The organism is Prevotella sp. P6B1 (assembly GCF_000702825.1).
In the GTDB taxonomy this organism is placed as follows: Bacteria; Bacteroidota; Bacteroidia; order Bacteroidales; family Bacteroidaceae; genus Prevotella.
On the sequence record NZ_JNKF01000010.1, the window covers coordinates 267687 to 284840 of the forward strand.

At 47.3% G+C, this 17154-nt stretch carries 17 protein-coding genes; 8 read left to right on the forward strand and 9 right to left on the reverse strand.

The genetic code is table 11. The features are described 5' to 3' along the window. Positions 1 to 39: 39 nt before the first annotated feature. Complete coding sequence (dusB, locus tag T495_RS0102075) at positions 40 to 987, forward strand: tRNA dihydrouridine synthase DusB (RefSeq protein ID WP_033147669.1); 948 nt, start codon at positions 40 to 42, stop codon at positions 985 to 987. 12 nt (positions 988 to 999) lie between these two features. Here dusB and T495_RS0102080 read toward each other — a convergent pair whose 3' ends face one another. Further along, positions 1000 to 2130, reverse strand: coding sequence for an SGNH/GDSL hydrolase family protein (locus T495_RS0102080; RefSeq protein ID WP_033147411.1), 1131 nt, complete (start codon positions 2128 to 2130; stop codon positions 1000 to 1002). Between the two features lie 76 nt (positions 2131 to 2206). Here T495_RS0102080 and T495_RS0102085 point away from each other — a divergent pair, with 76 nt between their 5' ends. Genes T495_RS0102085 through T495_RS0102110 form a run of 6 tightly spaced genes read left to right on the forward strand, consistent with a single transcriptional unit; the run spans position 2207 to position 5948 of the window. After that, positions 2207 to 2785, forward strand: a complete 579-nt coding sequence (locus tag T495_RS0102085; protein WP_028902803.1) for a LemA family protein — start codon at positions 2207 to 2209, stop codon at positions 2783 to 2785. Continuing rightward, the gene (gene ruvB, locus T495_RS0102090; RefSeq protein WP_033147412.1) at positions 2785 to 3819 is read left to right on the forward strand and encodes a Holliday junction branch migration DNA helicase RuvB; all 1035 of its coding nucleotides are present in this window, start codon (positions 2785 to 2787) and stop codon (positions 3817 to 3819) included. Before T495_RS0102085 ends, ruvB begins: the two co-directional genes overlap by 1 nt. A gap of 1 nt (position 3820) precedes the next feature. Next, a complete protein-coding gene (gene coaD, locus T495_RS0102095) occupies positions 3821 to 4270 on the forward strand; it encodes a pantetheine-phosphate adenylyltransferase (protein WP_033147413.1) in 450 nt (149 codons plus the stop codon). A 5-nt stretch (positions 4271 to 4275) separates the two neighbouring features. Then, positions 4276 to 4698, forward strand: a complete 423-nt coding sequence (gene ybeY / locus T495_RS0102100) for an rRNA maturation RNase YbeY (protein ID WP_033147414.1) — start codon at positions 4276 to 4278, stop codon at positions 4696 to 4698. Positions 4699 to 4711: 13 nt separating this feature from the next. Beyond that, on the forward strand, positions 4712 to 5113 hold the full coding sequence (locus T495_RS0102105) for an FMN-binding protein (protein ID WP_028902799.1): 402 nt from the start codon (positions 4712 to 4714) through the stop codon (positions 5111 to 5113). A gap of 46 nt (positions 5114 to 5159) precedes the next feature. Next, on the forward strand, positions 5160 to 5948 hold the full coding sequence (locus tag T495_RS0102110; protein WP_033147415.1) for a Cof-type HAD-IIB family hydrolase: 789 nt from the start codon (positions 5160 to 5162) through the stop codon (positions 5946 to 5948). A 6-nt stretch (positions 5949 to 5954) separates the two neighbouring features. On the opposite strand, the gene T495_RS0102115 is transcribed toward T495_RS0102110, so the two are convergent. The 7 genes from T495_RS0102115 to T495_RS0102145 form a co-directional block, all read right to left on the reverse strand. Beyond that, positions 5955 to 7529 (reverse strand): S41 family peptidase, encoded by a 1575-nt coding sequence (locus tag T495_RS0102115; RefSeq protein WP_033147416.1) that lies wholly within the window; start codon positions 7527 to 7529, stop codon positions 5955 to 5957. Next, positions 7522 to 9471, reverse strand: a complete 1950-nt coding sequence (locus tag T495_RS0102120; protein WP_033147417.1) for a DNA topoisomerase IV subunit B — start codon at positions 9469 to 9471, stop codon at positions 7522 to 7524. Before T495_RS0102120 ends, T495_RS0102115 begins: the two co-directional genes overlap by 8 nt. After that, the gene (locus T495_RS0102125) at positions 9468 to 10622 is read right to left on the reverse strand and encodes a hypothetical protein (protein WP_033147418.1); all 1155 of its coding nucleotides are present in this window, start codon (positions 10620 to 10622) and stop codon (positions 9468 to 9470) included. Before T495_RS0102125 ends, T495_RS0102120 begins: the two co-directional genes overlap by 4 nt. 71 nt (positions 10623 to 10693) lie before the next feature. Next, positions 10694 to 11854 carry a class I SAM-dependent methyltransferase gene (locus T495_RS0102130; RefSeq protein WP_028902794.1) on the reverse strand — a complete coding sequence of 387 codons (1161 nt, stop codon included), beginning with the start codon at positions 11852 to 11854 and terminating at the stop codon, positions 10694 to 10696. Positions 11855 to 11858: 4 nt separating this feature from the next. After that, positions 11859 to 13010: a hypothetical protein gene (locus tag T495_RS0102135; RefSeq protein ID WP_033147670.1), complete on the reverse strand. Its 1152-nt coding sequence runs from the start codon at positions 13008 to 13010 to the stop codon at positions 11859 to 11861. A gap of 11 nt (positions 13011 to 13021) precedes the next feature. Continuing rightward, on the reverse strand, positions 13022 to 15187 hold the full coding sequence (locus T495_RS0102140) for a TonB-dependent receptor (protein WP_231495032.1): 2166 nt from the start codon (positions 15185 to 15187) through the stop codon (positions 13022 to 13024). Between the two features lie 45 nt (positions 15188 to 15232). Then, complete coding sequence (locus tag T495_RS0102145) at positions 15233 to 15589, reverse strand: hypothetical protein (RefSeq protein ID WP_155950028.1); 357 nt, start codon at positions 15587 to 15589, stop codon at positions 15233 to 15235. A 90-nt stretch (positions 15590 to 15679) separates the two neighbouring features. Between T495_RS0102145 and T495_RS0102150 the strand changes: the two genes are divergently transcribed. Next, complete coding sequence (locus tag T495_RS0102150; protein WP_028902790.1) at positions 15680 to 16186, forward strand: DUF3237 domain-containing protein; 507 nt, start codon at positions 15680 to 15682, stop codon at positions 16184 to 16186. 1 nt (position 16187) lies between these two features. On the opposite strand, the gene T495_RS0102155 is transcribed toward T495_RS0102150, so the two are convergent. Beyond that, on the reverse strand, positions 16188 to 17111 hold the full coding sequence (locus tag T495_RS0102155) for a DMT family transporter (protein WP_033147419.1): 924 nt from the start codon (positions 17109 to 17111) through the stop codon (positions 16188 to 16190). Between the last annotated feature and the right edge of the window lie 43 nt (positions 17112 to 17154).

Below are 17154 nucleotides of genomic sequence, written 5' to 3' on the forward strand. Positions count from 1 at the left end.
CCAAATTTTATCAGAAAAATGTTTAACTTTGCAGCCGAAATGAAGATTGGAGAGATAGAATTTGGTGAAAAACCGGTGTTTTTGGCACCGATGGAGGATGTGACAGACATTGGTTTCCGACTGCTGTGCAAGCGGTTCGGAGCTGCTATGGTATATACGGAGTTCGTCAGTGCCGAGGCACTGATACGTGATGTCAAGTCGACGATATCAAAACTAACCATCAGCAATACCGAGCGACCTGTAGGCATACAAATCTACGGCCGCGATGTAGAGGCTATGGTCGAGGCTGCCAAGATTGTAGAACAAGCTGGTCCCGACTTGATTGACCTGAACTTTGGCTGTCCTGTAAAAAAAGTGGCAGGCAAAGGTGCTGGCGCAGGTATGTTGCAAAACATCCCCAAAATGCTTGAGATTACCCGTAAGGTGGTGGATGCCGTGAAGCTTCCTGTAACAGTAAAAACCCGTTTGGGTTGGAACCACGAGCAGCTCATTATCACCGAACTGGCCGAACAGCTACAGGACTGCGGCATTAAAGCACTTACCATTCATGGACGCACACGCAGTCAGATGTACACAGGCGAGGCTGATTGGACGCTAATTGGCGAAGTGAAGCGCAACCCCAAGATACATATTCCTATCATCGGCAATGGCGATATCCACAGCTTAGACGAGGCTGATGAAGCTTTCAAGACTTATGGTGTAGATGCCGTGATGATTGGTCGTGCCACATTTGGTTGCCCATGGATTTTCAGTCGTGAGCAACTGGACTTCAATCAGAAGCTTGATATCCTCGAGGAACTTCTGCGGATCAACGTAGAACGTATTGACGAGAAGCGAGGCATCCTCCATACCAGAAGACACCTCGCTGCCACTCCTATATTCAAGGGAATACCTGATTTCCGTCAGACACGTATCGCCATGCTGCGAGCAGAGAAAATGGATGAACTCCTGCAGATTCTCGAAGATACGCGAAAAATGCTGGGATAATCCTTTATTTTTTTAGAACCAATTCATTAACGAACGCAGATAGGCTGTCAGTTCGCCAGCCATCTTCTCATCCTCATACACATTGGGATGCCAGTCGTTGCCGTACCACTCATCACCAGAGATGGGTGCCATATCAAAACGGTACACCTCAGCATCGCCCGCCTTCCTGGCTTCGGCCACAACACCATCGAGCAACTGCTTCACCTGCTGCAACTCCTTGTTGTACAGCATCGAGCCCGACAGAAAAACAATCTTAGCCTGGGGATTATGCTGGCGCACCAGCTGCAACAGCTTCTGATAGCCCTGCTTGAGCAACCTCAAATCATAGTTGTTGGTCGACATATCGTTGGTGCCCAGGTTGATACACACCACATCGGGCTGATAACGGGTGAAATCCCACTTCTCACGTAAAAAACTGGCCTCCTGGCGCAGTTTCAGGTCATAAGCATAGCCTGTATACTCATATTGAACAGGCATGCACGAACGAGGCGAACCGCTCTTAGCCTCGCCATAGTTGCGATAGGCACCAATGCCGCTACGAGCCACCACCCAGTGCTGGGCATCCAGGTTGCGCGCCGTGATCGAGGCATAGCTGTAGTAATGATTCTCTGTGGCATAATCGAAATGCTCCTCTTTCTTCAATCCTTCGTTACCATAGCCACAAGTGATAGAGTTGCCGATGAATTCAATCTTTCTTGAAGGCAAAGCAGGCGCATCAACCAGTTTTTTGCCCTTATCGAGCACAAAGCCCCAGAACTCAGGATAGAACTCGTAACCCTCAATGACATACATCAGTTTAACCGTATGCACGCCATCGGCCAGCGCGGTGGCCAGCGTAACCACCGAATCGCGCTCACCACGAAACGCCACCTTGAAAGGCTCGGCCTTGTCTATCTGCGCCATGAAATAGCCGCTCTGAGGCTTAGCCATCATACGAAGAGAGGTTCCCTCAAAGGCAGCGATAATCTGAACACCAGGAAAATTGAACGCTGGGCGCTCAGGGTTGGTAAAACTTATACGTCCGGTGTACTGAATATGCTTATCAGTAGGACGGATGATACTTCCCTGAACGGGTACTGTTTTAATGGCCATCAGCTGTTGGCACATCATTGCCACGAAGGCAAGAATAATTACTTTTTTCATATAATTTTAGCTTTTGCCTGCAAAAATACAAAAAGTTTTCGTATCTTTGCGCCGTTAATCCAAAATATTTTTAATTATGCAAGGAATAGGACTCATATTCGGTATAATCGTTGCATTGGCGGTTATCGTCATCGGTTATTTCATCTCAACCCAGCGTACACTGGTAAACCTCGATGAACTGTGCAAAAATGCCCTGAGCCAGATAGAGGTTCAGCTCAATTCGCGTTTCGATGCGATTATCGCTTTAGCCAAGACCGCTGCCCAATATGCCAAGCACGAGAGTGAAACCATCATCCAAACGGTTCAAGCTCGTGGTGGTAACGCTCCTGCAAATACACCAGCAGCCATCAACCAGCAGGCCGATCTGTTAGGACAGATGATGGGGCGTCTGAACGTCGTAGTTGAACAATATCCAGAACTGAAGGCCAGCGATCTGTATGCCAAAGCACAGGACGGACAGAAGGAATACGAAGAGCATGTACGTATCTCACGCATGGTTTATAACGATACCGCTACCAAGATGAACCGCATGGTTCGTCAGTGGCCTTCAAGCATCGTCGCTTCGATGCTGCACTTCGACATGAAGGAATATCTTAAGGTAGACAACGAACAAAAGAAAGAGTATCCTAACCTCGACGAAGCATTCAAGAAGTAATGAACGAGGATTTCGACATACGCGAAGAACGCTTCTCGCAGGGAGAGAAAGACTTTGAGAATGCTTTAAGACCGTTGAGTTTTTGTGATTTCAGCGGTCAGAAGAAGGTTGTTGAGAATCTAGAAGTATTTGTCGAAGCAGCCAAGTATCGTGGCGAGCCACTCGACCACACATTACTGCACGGTCCTCCTGGACTGGGCAAGACCACTCTCTCGAATATCATTGCCAACGAATTGGGCGTAGGTTTCAAGATTACCAGCGGTCCTGTACTGGATAAGCCAGGCGATCTGGCAGGCATCCTCACATCGCTCGAAAAGAACGATGTGCTGTTTATCGACGAGATTCACCGTTTGTCGCCAGTAGTCGAGGAATATCTCTACTCGGCAATGGAAGACTACCGCATCGACATCATGATTGATAAAGGCCCCTCGGCACGCAGTATCCAGATTGACCTGAATCCGTTTACTTTAGTGGGAGCCACCACTCGCAGCGGACTACTGACAGCTCCGCTCAGAGCGCGTTTTGGTATAAACATGCACTTGGAGTATTACGAACCCGAAACGCTGCAAACCATCATCGAGCGTTCGGCAGGCATCCTTGGAGTACCCATCACAGAAGATGCCGCCTTGGAGATTGCAGGTCGTTCTCGTGGAACGCCCCGTATTGCCAACGCCCTATTGCGCCGCGTACGCGACTTTGCTCAGGTGAAAGGCAATGGTATGATTGACACCAAGATTACTCGTATAGCCCTAACGGCTCTGAATATCGATAAGTATGGTCTTGATGAAATCGACAATAAGATTCTGCTGACCATCATCGATAAGTTCCGTGGCGGTCCTGTAGGCATTACCACCATCGCTACCGCCATCGGCGAGGATGCAGGAACGGTAGAGGAGGTTTACGAACCATTCCTGATTATGGAGGGCTTTATCAAACGTACCCCTCGCGGCCGTATGGTTACCGAACTGGCCTACAAGCATTTTGGCCGCAATCCGTACGGCGGAAACATTATGCAACCCAATCTGTTTGACTGATATGAGAACAGGAATATTTGTGGGGAGTTTCAATCCCTTCACCATTGGTCACGATTCCATCGTGCGTCGCGCTTTGCCACTCTTCGACCGTTTGGTCATTGGTGTGGTAGGCGACAATGTGCACAAGCCTGATATGCCATCAGCTGAAGAGCGCATGCAGGCCATCAGAGAACTCTATGCAAACGAGCCACGCATCGAGGTAAAGCCCTATCACGGTCTGGCAATGGACTTCGCCAAAGCAGAAAACGCCCAGTTCATCGTGAAAGGCGTGCGAACTGTGAGCGACTTTGAATACGAGCAGTGGCAGGCCGACTTCAACCGCAAGTTGGGCGGCATAGAAACCATACTGCTTTATACTGAGCCAGAACTGGCCAGCATCTCATCGAGCGCCGTGCGCGAACTACAGCACTTTGGTGTTGACGTCAGTGCTTATCTACCGAAAAAACTATAGCTAATATGATTATATACGAAGCTGAAGGGGTAAAGTTCCCCAACATCAAAAAACGAGAGACCACCAATTGGATTCGCCAGGTGGCAGCCAGTTACGGTAAGAAAGTCGGTGAAATCGGATATTTGTTTGTAAACGACGAGAAAATTCTCGAGGTGAACAACCAGTTCTTAGGTCACGACTACTACACAGACATCATCACCTTCGACTATTCAGAAGGTAAGACTATCAGCGGTGACATCTACCTTTCTGTAGACACCGTGTTTACTAATGCCGATAAGTTTAGTCGCCCTTACGACGAGGAGCTACACCGTGTGATTATCCACGGCATTCTGCATCTGTGTGGCATCAACGACAAGGGGCCAGGCGAGCGAGAGATTATGGAAGCTGCCGAAAACAAGGCCCTCGCCATGTTAAAGGATAACAAGTAGGTATTAAGAAAATATGAAGAAGAGTTTAATTAAGTTGGTGAGCTGCTGCTCACTGATTGTTGGCGCTCTCACGCTGCAAAGCGGGATAGCCAGTGATGTCATGACAAAGGATAACGGCATGACCGTCATCAACACCACCACTCTGGGCAAGGATGTACAAGGTTTTCTCGGCACTACCCCAGTGAAGATTTATATACAGAAGAACAAAGTCGTTAAGATTGAGGCCCTGAAGAACCAGGAAACCCCCAAATATTTTCTCAAGGTGAAGAAAGCCCTGCTGGAAAAATGGAATGGTTTGAAGGTCAAGGATGCCAAGGCCCTGAAGGTTGATGCCGTTACAGGTGCCACCTACTCTTCCCAGGCAGTCATCGAGAACGTTAAGCTTGGACTCGATTACTATCAGAGTCACAAGTAATCTCTAATAACAAAGAATTCACCCTCCCGCATTAATGCAGGCGATTATGGAGAGAAAATACGCACTATTCTTTGATATAGACGGGACCTTGGTGAGCTTCGAGACTCACGAGATTCCGCCTTCTACTATTCTGGCTATGACGCAGGCCAAGGCCAATGGGCACAAGGTATTCATTGCTACAGGTCGTCCGCCACTGATTATTACCAATTTAGGTGCTATCGAACACCTGATTGACGGCTATGTGACAACCAACGGCGCTCTATGCTTTGTGAACAATGAGGTGATTGCCTGTAAGTCGATTCCTCAGGACGAGGCGCGACTGGTGGTTGAGGACAGTATCGAAAAGAACTACGGTCTGATAGTAATTGGCGAGAAGGATGCGGCAGTACTCGATCCCAATGGTGATGTTGATCTGATTTTCCGTCAGCATCTGGCTGTAGAGAACTTGAATCTGGCCAAACCCGTAGAGCAGGTGCTACAACAGCGTATCTTACAACTGACACCATTTTTCGACAAAGATTACGAACAGGAACTGATGCTCCGCCTGCCAGGATGTACCTCTGGTCGCTGGCATCCGGCCTTTACAGACGTAACAGCTTTAGGAGCTGACAAAGGCGAGGGCATATTGACAATGGCCAAGCACTTAGGCTTGGACCCAGAATACACCATGGCCTTTGGCGATGGCGGCAACGACAGCACGATGATTCGTCGCGCAGGCATTGGCGTGGCTATGGGTAATGCAATTGACGAACTTAAAAAAGAAGCCGACTTCGTGACAACAACTGTCGACGAAGACGGCATCCGATATGCCTTAAGCCACTTCGGCTTGATTTAGTTCCCCTTATCTGGCAATCACCTGAAGTGCCCGTTTCACCATTTCGTTTTCTTCGTTGAACACGGAATAGTATTCGCTCATATCCCAGATATCACGTGCTATCAGGGCCTTGAGTTGTAGGCGCAGATGAGGCAAGGTTTTATTGAGTTCAGCCTGATCCCTGGGCTTAACATTCTGCTTCTCGCCCTCTTTCAGGATAGCATCGATAAGACTCTGAGGTACCTCATAATTCTGTTTGAATTCTGCAAACGACAGCCAAGCCTTCTTCAGTTTCTTGCGATTGCTGTCCACATAACGCAGGTTCTGTTGAATAATAACACTCTTTGCTGCCAGCTCACGATGGAACTTAGTGTAGATGGTTGTATCGAGCGGGATGTATTCATCGGGCATGATACCACCACCGCCATAAACAATGCGATGCTGACGAAGTGTCTCAAATTTCAGCGAATCAACAAAGTGAATGCTATCTTGATTAGTCAGTTCGCCACTTTTCAAGCGGTTGATAACATCCATAGCATAATCCTTATTATCGCCCTTGGTATAGGGTTTCTGAATGCATCGGCCCGAGGGCGTGTAGTAATGTGCAATTGTAAGACGTATCATCGAGCCATCGGGCAGATCAAGCGGACGTTGCACAAGTCCCTTACCAAAGGTACGACGACCCACCACTACACCTCTGTCCTGATCCTGAATGGCACCAGTAACAATTTCGGCTGCTGAGGCGGTATAACTATCGACCAGTACAACTATCTTACCATCGCGAAAAACGCCACTCCCATCGGCCTTATAATCCATACGAGGCACCTTGCGCCCCTCGGTATAGACAATCAGGTCGTTACGCTGTAGAAACTCATTGGCAATATCAACAGCTGCCTTCAAGTAACCGCCACCATTCTCCTGCAGATCGAGTATCAGATGCTTCATACCCTGATCACGCAACTTCTTTAGGCCTTCCATGAATTCCTGATGGGTGGTAGCACCAAAGTTGCCAATACGGATAAATCCTATCTGTGGACGAATCATATAGACCGCATCGACCGACTTGACTGGAATTTTGTCCCTGACAACGGTAAAAGTCAGACGGTCCTTGATGCCCTGACGAACCACGCCTAACTTTACTTTAGTACCCTTTGGGCCACGCAGGCGCTTCATAATCTCCTCCTTCGACATCTTGACACCAGCGATAGCCGTATCGTTTACCGACACGATTCTGTCCCCTGCAATGATACCCACCTTTTCAGAGGGACCGTTGACAACAGGCTGGATGACCAGAAGCGTGTCCTCAATCATATTAAACTGTACGCCTATACCCTCAAAGTTACCACTCAAGGGCTCGTTGGCCTCTTTCACTTCCTTGGGCGTCATATACGAGGAGTGAGGGTCGAGCTTGTCGAGCATACCACGGATGGCATCCTCAACCAGTTTCTTCTCGTCAACACTATCAACATAGAGATTATTAATAGTAATCTCAGCAATATTCAACTTACGCAACGGTGAATCGTCGGCGTTATTGATACGGAACTGTGCCTGGGTGCTCATCGCAATCAAGCACAGACATATGGATACAAATACCTTATTCATAGATATCTTCTTCAGGGCGGTCTTCCTCAACCACCAGATTATCGATAATAAAGTTCTGGCGCTCCATGGTGTTCTTACCCATGTAATACTCCAGCAACTTAGCTACTTGGTCTGTTTTATGAAGCGTTACCTGCTCCAAACGGATATCGGGACCTATAAAACCAGCGAACTCATCGGGTGAAATCTCACCAAGGCCTTTGAATCGGGTAATCTCCGGATCAGGTCCCAACTCCTCAATGGCCTTCTGGCGCTCCTCGTCGCTATAGCAATAGCGCGTGATGAAATCGCTCTTTTTGTCTGATTTGGCATCGGCCTCAGCTATCACCTTCTTATTCCTGATCTTAGTACGACGGTTGCGCACACGGAACAGTGGAGTTTGTAGCACATAAACGTGCCCCTTCTTGATGAGCTCAGGAAAGAATTGCAGGAAGAAGGTGATGATGAGCAGTCGGATGTGCATACCATCCACATCGGCATCGGTAGCCACAATCACCTTATTATATCTCAGTGTATCCAGACTTTCCTCAATATCAAGAGCTGCCTGCAGAAGATTGAACTCTTCGTTCTCGTAAACCACCTTCTTGGTCAGGCCAAAGCAGTTAAGCGGTTTGCCTCGCAACGAGAACACTGCCTGTGTGTTAACATCGCGGCTCTTGGTGATGCTTCCGCTGGCCGAGTCACCCTCGGTGATGAAGATGCACGATTCCTCCTTGCGGTCGTTTTTCACGTCACTGAAGTGGATACGGCAATCGCGCAATTTGCGGTTGTGCAGATTGGCTTTCTTGGCACGCTCACGAGCCAGTTTGGTAACACCTGCCATCGCCTTGCGATCACGCTCGCTCTCCTTAATCTTATTCTCCAATACCTCGGCAACATCCTGATGAATGTGCAGGTAGTTATCAACTTCAGTCTTGATGAAGTCGCCCACATATTTGTTGATGCTGACACCACCCTCAGGAGCCATCGTGAGCGAGCCCAACTTAATCTTGGTCTGACTCTCGAACAAAGGTTCTTCGACATTGATGGCGATGGCTGCTACAATACCTGTACGGATATCTCCGTATTCATATTTTCCATAGAACTCTTTGATAGTACGGGCGATATGCTCTTTAAAAGCACTCTGATGCGTTCCACCCTGAGTGGTGTGCTGACCGTTTACAAAAGAGTAGTACTCCTCACCATACTGGTTAGCATGAGTAAAGGCTATTTCGATATCCTCGCCCTGCAAGTGAACAATCGGATAGAGCGCATCGCTGGTCATTCGATCCTTCAGCAAATCCTCCAATCCATGACGCGACAGGATACGGCGGCCATTGTACATAATGGTCAGTCCGATATTCAGATAGGTATAGTTGCGCAGCATGTTTTCTACGATTTCATCGTGAAATTGGTAGTTCACAAACTTCGTAGCATCGGGTTCGAAATAAATATAAGTGCCATTCTCATCCTGTGAAGGTTCCGTAACATCGCTGATCAGTTTTCCACATTCGAACACTGCCTTGCGCACCTTACCGTCACGATAGCTATGTACCTCGAAATGACTACTCAATGCGTTGACAGCCTTTACACCCACACCATTCAGTCCGATAGACTTTTTGAAAGCCTTTGAGTCGAACTTACCACTGGTGTTCAGGATACTCACCGATTCAATCAGTTTTCCCTGAGGAATGCCTCGACCATAGTCACGCACGGATATTCGCAGATTGTCTTCTACGTTTACCTCAATCCTATCGCCCGCCTTCATCTTGAATTCGTCGATAGAGTTATCAAATACTTCTTTCAACAGCACATAGATACCGTCTTCAGCGGATGAGCCATCGCCCAATCGGCCAATGTACATGCCCGGACGCAAACGGATGTGCTCCAAACCCGTAAGGGTCTGGATATTACCTTCGTCGTAATTGACGCTTTGAGGATTAATCTGGTTGTTATCTTCGTTCATAGATTCTTTTTGAAACATCTTCTACGTTTATGCTGGGTGTGCTCCAAGTACTGCCACTGGCTTTGTACCTTCTCGTTGGTCTCCATCTCAACGTTGGTCTCACCCCATTTGAAACCATACTTCTGATAAATGGGAATGAGATCGTAGAACAACAAGGCATTAGCACCCTTCTGCTGATATTCTGGCAAGATACCAACCAGCATCAAATCGACACACTCAGCCTTGTGGAACTTGAGTGCCCGCAGGCAATGCCACCAGCCAAACGGCCACAGACGTCCCTTATGGCATTTCTGCAAAGCACGTGTCATTGAGGTGATAGAGATTCCTACACCCACAATGTCATGGTTAGGCGTATTCCAATCCTCAATCAGACAAACGAGGTTCATATCGAGCATGGGGAAATACATTTTCAGGTACTCGTCTATCTGAGCTTCTGTCATCTGCGAGTAGCCATAGAGATGACCAAAGGTTTTATTGACCACATCAAGAACCTTACGTCCAACCTGCTCCTTGCCAAACACCTGACTACGCTTGGGATGAGTCGGATGCAAGTTGTATCGTTTCATCACCAACTCTGCTATCTTCTTGAATTTCTCTGGCATGCCTTCTTTGGGCACGATTAACTTAAACTCAACATAGTCGTTATCCTTCTCCCAACCACCTAATTGCTCCAAATGTTTAGGATAATAAGGGTAATTATAGATGGTAGCCATAGTACCCATCTGGTCGAAGCCCTCAAGGAGCATACCTTCCGGATCCATATCAGTAAAGCCTAACGGACCAACAATCTCTGTCATCCCTTTCTCGCGCCCCCACTGCTCTGCGGCCTCAAACAGCGCCTTACTCACCTCAATATCATCAATGAAATCAATCCATCCGAAGCGGACACTCTGACGTCCCCATTTCTCGTTGGCACGATGATTGATAATAGCGGCGATGCGACCAGCAATCTTGCCATCCTTATAAGCCAGGAAATATTCTGCCTCGCAAAACTCAAAGGCTGCATTTTTATCCTTACTCAGGGTATGCAAATCGTCGCTGAACAAATTGGGCGCATCATATTGATTTCCCTTATACAGTTCGTAATGGAAGTCGATAAAAGCCTTAAGACTTTTCTTGTCGGTGACTTTTCTAATTTCTACTGCTGACATATTCTCTCTTTGTTCGTTAAGCTTATAAAACGATGCAAAGATAGGAAAAAAGCAGGAAATAACAAAAAATATTAAGATATTTTTCGGCAAACCAGCAGCAGATGGCCCCTCTCCACACTGGTTGTAGCAAAAATATACACCTCGCCTCCATCTTTCAGTTTCAGGCGCTTACGCAGTTCTGCCACCGAAAGGGGAAAATTCCTTGTAGCGATGTTAGCATGCGTGATTCCAGATAAAGCCGTCTTCAGCTCCTTTTTGTTCATCGAACAGATACGCTCAATTACAAACCCACGACCTGGGAAACCAGACACCATCTTATCCGACAAAAACAAATGGCTATTCTTATCAGGTTGGCCCATAGCAAAACGCTGACTTATCTGTCTAAAACAGCCTGCTTTCATTATTGAAGCATGAGGCTCATACAGGAAACAAAGTTGTGATGGCAGCTGATAAAAATCACTGATTTCATCGTTAGCCATATAACGAAAAATCTGCTGATCGTTCACACAGAACACCTTTAATGGTTCGGCACTGCGCTCAGCCACTAACAAGAGTTCTTTGCACTCATTGCCAACAGATACAATATGTACCTGGCTAACATGTCCAACTTCTGCTACAGCCTTCTGCCAGTCGAGCATAGGCGACAATTTAATCATCACACGAGGTGCTTTCTCCAGCATTTCGTCAATCATCTCCAGCACGTTAGGTGTACAATCGGCTATGCCGTAAGTACGACCGCCATGCTCATCCCTACGAGCCGGATCAATAAAAATCAAGTCAGCCTTGTCTAACTGGTGCAGAAAATCCACACCATCGCAGTTTACGACCTTCACATGACGCAAGCCAAGACTGGCGTAGTTCTCAGATGAAATGGCACACAATGATGCCATACGCTCAACATGAACAGCCTCAGTAAAGCCTGCTGACATAAATGCCATGTCCACACCAAAGCCTGCGGTCAGATCTACGATTTTTGCTCCTTTTCCAGCTATCTGGGCTTTATAGCGAGCCGTTTGTTCACTCGAGCACTGTTCCATCGATAGATGTGGCGGATATACTATGTCATCGATAGCTGCCCAAGAAGGTATTTTTATCTGCGCTTTCTGTCGGCCTGCTATTTGTTGAAGGGCGTACGCCATATCGACCTCAGGATGTTTCTTCCCAAGGAAAGCCAACTGGCGCACGTCCTCGTTGGCATGACTACGAATAAACTCGCATGTTGCCTCGTTCATATTCTTAAAGTGATGCCATAAAATTCTCAAATAGCTGGCGGTTACAACCAGGGGTGATGATATGATGGTTACCAATCGGCTGAGTCAGGAAATAATGAGTCTGCAGGTTATCTTTCAGTTGTATAACCTGTTGTGTACGACACAAATCAGGCTTGGCCTGATTCCTTACCAACTCACCTTCTGCGATAAAACTGCGCTTGAGATCGCCAGACACCTTGAACACCGTCACTGGTCCCAGATTCATAAAACCTCTGATTCCAACGCCTATTCCAGACTCAAAATGCGTATCCAGTTCATAGCGCTCCACCATATTCAGTGGTATGGTGCAGTGAGCAAACAGCATCTCACCTGTCTCTGGGTTAATCTGCGATGGATTGGCTTGAAATCCAGAAACGTCAAGCAGTGCATGAGTGATAGCCATTGTCAGCATAGCCGGAACATCACCTTCACAACCTGCGACGACACCTTCAGCATTCAACTTGGCCAATGCCCAACAACCCGTATTGCGAACAGCTGTCAGGAGGTCGAAGCATCGGAGCGTGAAGCCATTCAACTGATATTGATCCACAATGGTCTTCAGCGCCCCATAGATACGATCAGGCATATCGCCTTCGGTTATCTGGTCGATGCCTGCCAGCAGCTCCTCAATGGGCACTTCCACCAGATCGATACCCAACTTGGTTTTCACCACTTTTGGATCAGCTACGCTCGATATCAACCAGTCGGAAGGCTGACCGATGATACCAAATCGGGTACCATTCAGCCTACGTTTGGCCTCTTGAACCTTTACTAACACCTGCAACCGACGGGCTATATAGTCGGCACTACCATGAATGATTTCGCCTTGAAGATAGTTTTGTTGCAGATAAGAGAGAATTTCCATCGATGCAGCCAGCGAATTACTCTTGCCCGATGTGAGCAAATAGAATGGCGCCTGAGACTGTTGGCGCAACTGCGGTAGCAAACGCTTAAAGATACCCTCGGTGCCTCCGGTACGTACATAGATAACAGATAATGTACTCTTGCCGAAGTCGGCATAATCACTGCCTTTCAAGGTGTAATCAATACCAAGGCTACCCAGAAACTCCTGGGTCACAGCACCAACGGCATTTTCATCGTGTAGCTCAGACGTGAGCGTATAAATAGCTATATCCATAAGTTGCATATTTAAATATCAATAGGAATCACCAGTTTCATCGTGATGTTACGTCCCATATTATATACACCCTGACGTCCTGTTAATACGTTGAATTCGGCATATTTCAGTCTACTCAGGTGGTTCTGATAGGCCTTATTCAACAAATTGTCGGCTGTAACATAAAACTCGGCAATCTTCTTTTTACCTATCTGGATGTCGGTTCCTGCCTGCAGGTTCAACAACAGGTAGCTGGGTGTATATGTCTCGGTTTGATCAGCACAGTAAATATGACTCTGTTTCAAGTAACACTCGATACCAGCCGAAACATATAAGTTATTCAGTTTCAGACTATTCGTGGCATGTGTGGCATGCTGGTGATGTCCCACTGTCGGATGTGAATGGTGCATCAACTCCCACTTTAGTTCAGAAGTCCATCTTGGTGCAGGTGTAAATGGTAGATATTTAGTCTCCGCCGACTGGTGCAACAATTGGGCATCGACAAACGAGAACGTATTGCCGAAATGAACTGAATGAACGGGATGGAAGTCGATAACAGCCTCAAATCCCAATAATCGTGCATCACCCTGTGTATAAGCATAAGTAAGATATCCCTCCTCTATCTCTTCTGGCAGGCGATGGGTAAAAATGTAATTATCAATGCGGTTAGCAAACAATGCCAACTGGGCTGAGACAAATTCTGAGGTTAAATCGATGCCAAGATCAGCCTGCAAGCTGTATTCTGCCTTCAGTTTCTGAGTACCCAATTCATAGCGAATAGAGCCTTCGTGCACACCGTTAGAAGCCAGCTCACTCATGTTGGGCGTACGGAAGCCACGAGCCAAATTCAAACGCAAATTCCACTGGTCGTTGATATTACAGACAGCACCAATACTACCGGTAAATCCGTTGAAATGGCGACTAAAATCAACAAAACGAATCTCACCGTCCTCCATCAGACCATCACCATACAACCGACGATGATCATAGCGAAAGCCTCCATTAAACGTCCATTTGTCGCCTATCTGCTTGGTGGCCGTAGTATACAGACCGAAATCGAACAGACGATAATCTGGAATCAGATACTCCTCGCCCTTGTTCACCGAGCGCTGGTACATACCACCGATACCTGCCGACAACTTCCAACCATCCCACTCGTGAGTCACGTAGCGCACATCATAAGTCAGCGTATGCATCTTGAAATATAGTTCGTATTCATCAGCACTCTCCTCAAACTCCTGTCTACGGTTCTGCTGATAACCGATAATGGCTTTCAGATAGCCATTAGCAAGGTTAATTGAGTTGTCGCTCACCAACTTAAAATGTTTTACCTGTTGGAAAGGCAGGGTCTTGCTGTAGGAGGTAAGTGGCGAGTATTCTGCGATTAAATCGCCCGTTTCCTCATCTCGCTCACCTTCAATAATACTTGGTGTCAGGTGATAAGCTGTAGCCGTGAGGCGCGAATGTCCCCACTGCTTATTCATACCTAGCATCAGGCGGCCTGCACGCTCACGAAACTGCGAGCCAGGCACATAGCCATCGTACTTATTCTTATATGCGTGAGCCATCTTCTCGCTATATCGCGCATCCCATACAAATCCCTGTTGATTGCCAGCCATCGAAAGATGATAACCAAACAGCCCATTGTTTGACTGATACTCTGTGCCCGCATGTGCTTTCATCTCGCCCTCGGCCAAGGTAGGTTCTTCGTGCAGAATGACCACACCAGCCATTGCATCGGATCCATACATCAACGAGGCAGGACCTTTCAGAATCTCTACTGAGTTTACAGTGCTACCATCAACCTCTATGCCATGCTCGTCGCCCCATTGTTGTCCTTCCTGTCGTACACCTTCGCTTATCACCACCACACGGTTATAGCCCAAACCACGGATAATTGGTTTCGAAATTCCGCTACCAGTCGTTATCTGACTGACACCTGGCTGACGAGCAATGGCATCAATGATATTGGTTGACGCAGTAGCGTGCAACACCTTGGGGGTAACAATACTAACAGGCGCCGTAGCATGTTTCAATTTGGTATCGCCTGTAACGCCTGTTACAATCAGGTCGTTCAGTTTCAAATGCTTATAAAAAACATCGCTTGAATCATTCGGATGTTTATGTTCACGTTCAGTTTGTGCCAAAGCCGACATGCCTATAGCCAGCAAAGGCAGGATGATAAATATCTTCTTCATTCTGTTTTCTGTCATTAAATAAAAGTTCTGCATAAAAATCTCTAATTATGTAAACAGAATGAAGGGAGGCGCACGAGAAGAATTCTGGCGACTGGCACGACTGATGATACAGCTACAGCCACGACGCCACACCATTATGACAAAACTAACAGGAATAACTATAGTCAACACCTCAGCCATTGTATAACCAAGACCAATAAACTGACATATCACGCAATCGTGTACGCCATCATCGGCAGTAGAGAAGTGGCCAGAGTGATGTACATGATGGGCGCATTCCGTACAACCTGCAGCCGGATTCACCACCTCATGGTGCCGGTGCAGTCCGCACAGCAACATCATCGATACAAACACCGATAACAATGCCCAAGCAGTTACTCTTCTATTCCTTTGTTTTGCCATTTGGCTGCAAAGTTACAAAAAAAATGTATTTAAGGGATAAATAATACTGCTTTTTTGTACCTTTGCAACAGAACTAACAACATAACAGATATGAAGAAAGTATTATTATTAGCCTTGCTGACAGGCTGGATGATGACGGTCAGCGCACAAATTAATGTACCAGAGGCACCACAGCTGGAGTTTGCTCTGCAACTCAAAGTCACACTGGGTGAAACTTTCGGCATCGATAACACCCAGCACGGACGCCGTACAGTCATTCCCATCACAGGTGGTACATTTGAAGGACCAAAACTAAAGGGTACCATCATGAACGGCGGAGCAGATTACCAGCTGAACACAGAAGGCCGTACAGAACTTGAGGCCATCTACTGTATCAAGACTGATGACGGCATCTACATCCACGTGCGCAACCGCGGTATCATCGCCAATGGCAAGGACGCTGACGGCAAACCCACTTTCTACTTTCGCGCAGCACCACAATTCGAAGCACCTGCTGACAGCAAGTACGGCTGGCTGAACAATTCACTGTTTGTCTGTGCACCCACCTTCTCAGACGAGTTTAAGGGTATAATACTCAACGTTTGGCGCATCAAATAAGTCAACCTAAGAAGAACAGACTCACACCTACCACAGAGATGACAGCACCCACAACTGCACGCCAAGTTATCTTCTGGTGGAACAACCAATACGATGGCAGCAATATGATAATAGGTGTCATCGCCATTAACGTGCTGGCAATGCCAGCTGCTGTATATTGTACTGCCATCAGCGAAAAGCCTACACCTACAAACGGACCGAACACGGTGGTAGCAGTGGCAACTGCCAAGCCCTTACGATCGTGCATAGCTTCGCGCAGAGGCTCTAACCCCTTGCGGAAGTACAATAACAGCGAGAAACCTATAATACCCGCTACACAGCGATAGAAATTAGCACTGAAAGGCACCAGCCATTCAGGCATACCTGTGAGCGAAGCCTCATAGTGGTCCATACCAATCTTGCTGAGCACCAAACCGATACCTTGACACATGGCGGCACCAATAGCGAAGAGTACACCATTGAGTGGCAATTTCAGTCCCACCTTGTGATGCTCGCCACGACCCAATACCGAGATGCTGATGCCCCCCAGTGTAATCAGCATAGCCAGGATGCTCATGGCGTTCATCTGCTGGCCGAGAGTGATCCATGCCATCAGGGCGGCTGAGAGCGGTGCCAGCGTCATGAACAGCTGTCCGTAACGCGAACCAATGATGATATAACATTGAAACAGGCAGAAATCGCCTATCACGTAGCCTACCACACCCGACAGCAGCATCCAACTAGCAGCCTCGACCGAAGCGCCTGGGGGCATGATGCTACCTGTTACGACAAAAAACAGCACCAACGAAAACACCAAGGCAAAACCCATACGCAGCACATTCAGCGTAAGGTTACCCAGTCGTTTACTACCAAATTCACTCAGAAGCGCCGTAGCAGTCCATGAAAAGGCTACGCCAATCGATATCAATTCACCTATGTAAGTCATTGCTTAGTATAAATACGTTAAAACTTCAGGCTGCAAAATTATA

What these genes read in the sequence shown, in the direction of transcription:
- T495_RS0102135 (WP_033147670.1), bottom strand. Translation starts at nt 13,010, where the DNA reads ATGGATATAGCTATTTATACGCTCACGTCTGAGCTACACGATGAAAAT.
- T495_RS0102120 (WP_033147417.1), bottom strand. Translation starts at nt 9,471, where the DNA reads ATGAACGAAGATAACAACCAGATTAATCCTCAAAGCGTCAATTACGAC.
- T495_RS0102080 (WP_033147411.1), bottom strand. Translation starts at nt 2,130, where the DNA reads ATGAAAAAAGTAATTATTCTTGCCTTCGTGGCAATGATGTGCCAACAG.
- ybeY (WP_033147414.1), top strand. Translation starts at nt 4,276, where the DNA reads ATGATTATATACGAAGCTGAAGGGGTAAAGTTCCCCAACATCAAAAAA.
- T495_RS0102145 (WP_155950028.1), bottom strand. Translation starts at nt 15,589, where the DNA reads ATGGCAAAACAAAGGAATAGAAGAGTAACTGCTTGGGCATTGTTATCG.
- T495_RS0102130 (WP_028902794.1), bottom strand. Translation starts at nt 11,854, where the DNA reads ATGAACGAGGCAACATGCGAGTTTATTCGTAGTCATGCCAACGAGGAC.
- T495_RS0102105 (WP_028902799.1), top strand. Translation starts at nt 4,712, where the DNA reads ATGAAGAAGAGTTTAATTAAGTTGGTGAGCTGCTGCTCACTGATTGTT.
- T495_RS0102125 (WP_033147418.1), bottom strand. Translation starts at nt 10,622, where the DNA reads ATGTCAGCAGTAGAAATTAGAAAAGTCACCGACAAGAAAAGTCTTAAG.
- T495_RS0102140 (WP_231495032.1), bottom strand. Translation starts at nt 15,187, where the DNA reads ATGAAGAAGATATTTATCATCCTGCCTTTGCTGGCTATAGGCATGTCG.
- T495_RS0102115 (WP_033147416.1), bottom strand. Translation starts at nt 7,529, where the DNA reads ATGAATAAGGTATTTGTATCCATATGTCTGTGCTTGATTGCGATGAGC.
- T495_RS0102085 (WP_028902803.1), top strand. Translation starts at nt 2,207, where the DNA reads ATGCAAGGAATAGGACTCATATTCGGTATAATCGTTGCATTGGCGGTT.
- T495_RS0102150 (WP_028902790.1), top strand. Translation starts at nt 15,680, where the DNA reads ATGAAGAAAGTATTATTATTAGCCTTGCTGACAGGCTGGATGATGACG.
- dusB (WP_033147669.1), top strand. Translation starts at nt 40, where the DNA reads ATGAAGATTGGAGAGATAGAATTTGGTGAAAAACCGGTGTTTTTGGCA.
- T495_RS0102155 (WP_033147419.1), bottom strand. Translation starts at nt 17,111, where the DNA reads ATGACTTACATAGGTGAATTGATATCGATTGGCGTAGCCTTTTCATGG.
- T495_RS0102110 (WP_033147415.1), top strand. Translation starts at nt 5,160, where the DNA reads ATGGAGAGAAAATACGCACTATTCTTTGATATAGACGGGACCTTGGTG.
- ruvB (WP_033147412.1), top strand. Translation starts at nt 2,785, where the DNA reads ATGAACGAGGATTTCGACATACGCGAAGAACGCTTCTCGCAGGGAGAG.
- coaD (WP_033147413.1), top strand. Translation starts at nt 3,821, where the DNA reads ATGAGAACAGGAATATTTGTGGGGAGTTTCAATCCCTTCACCATTGGT.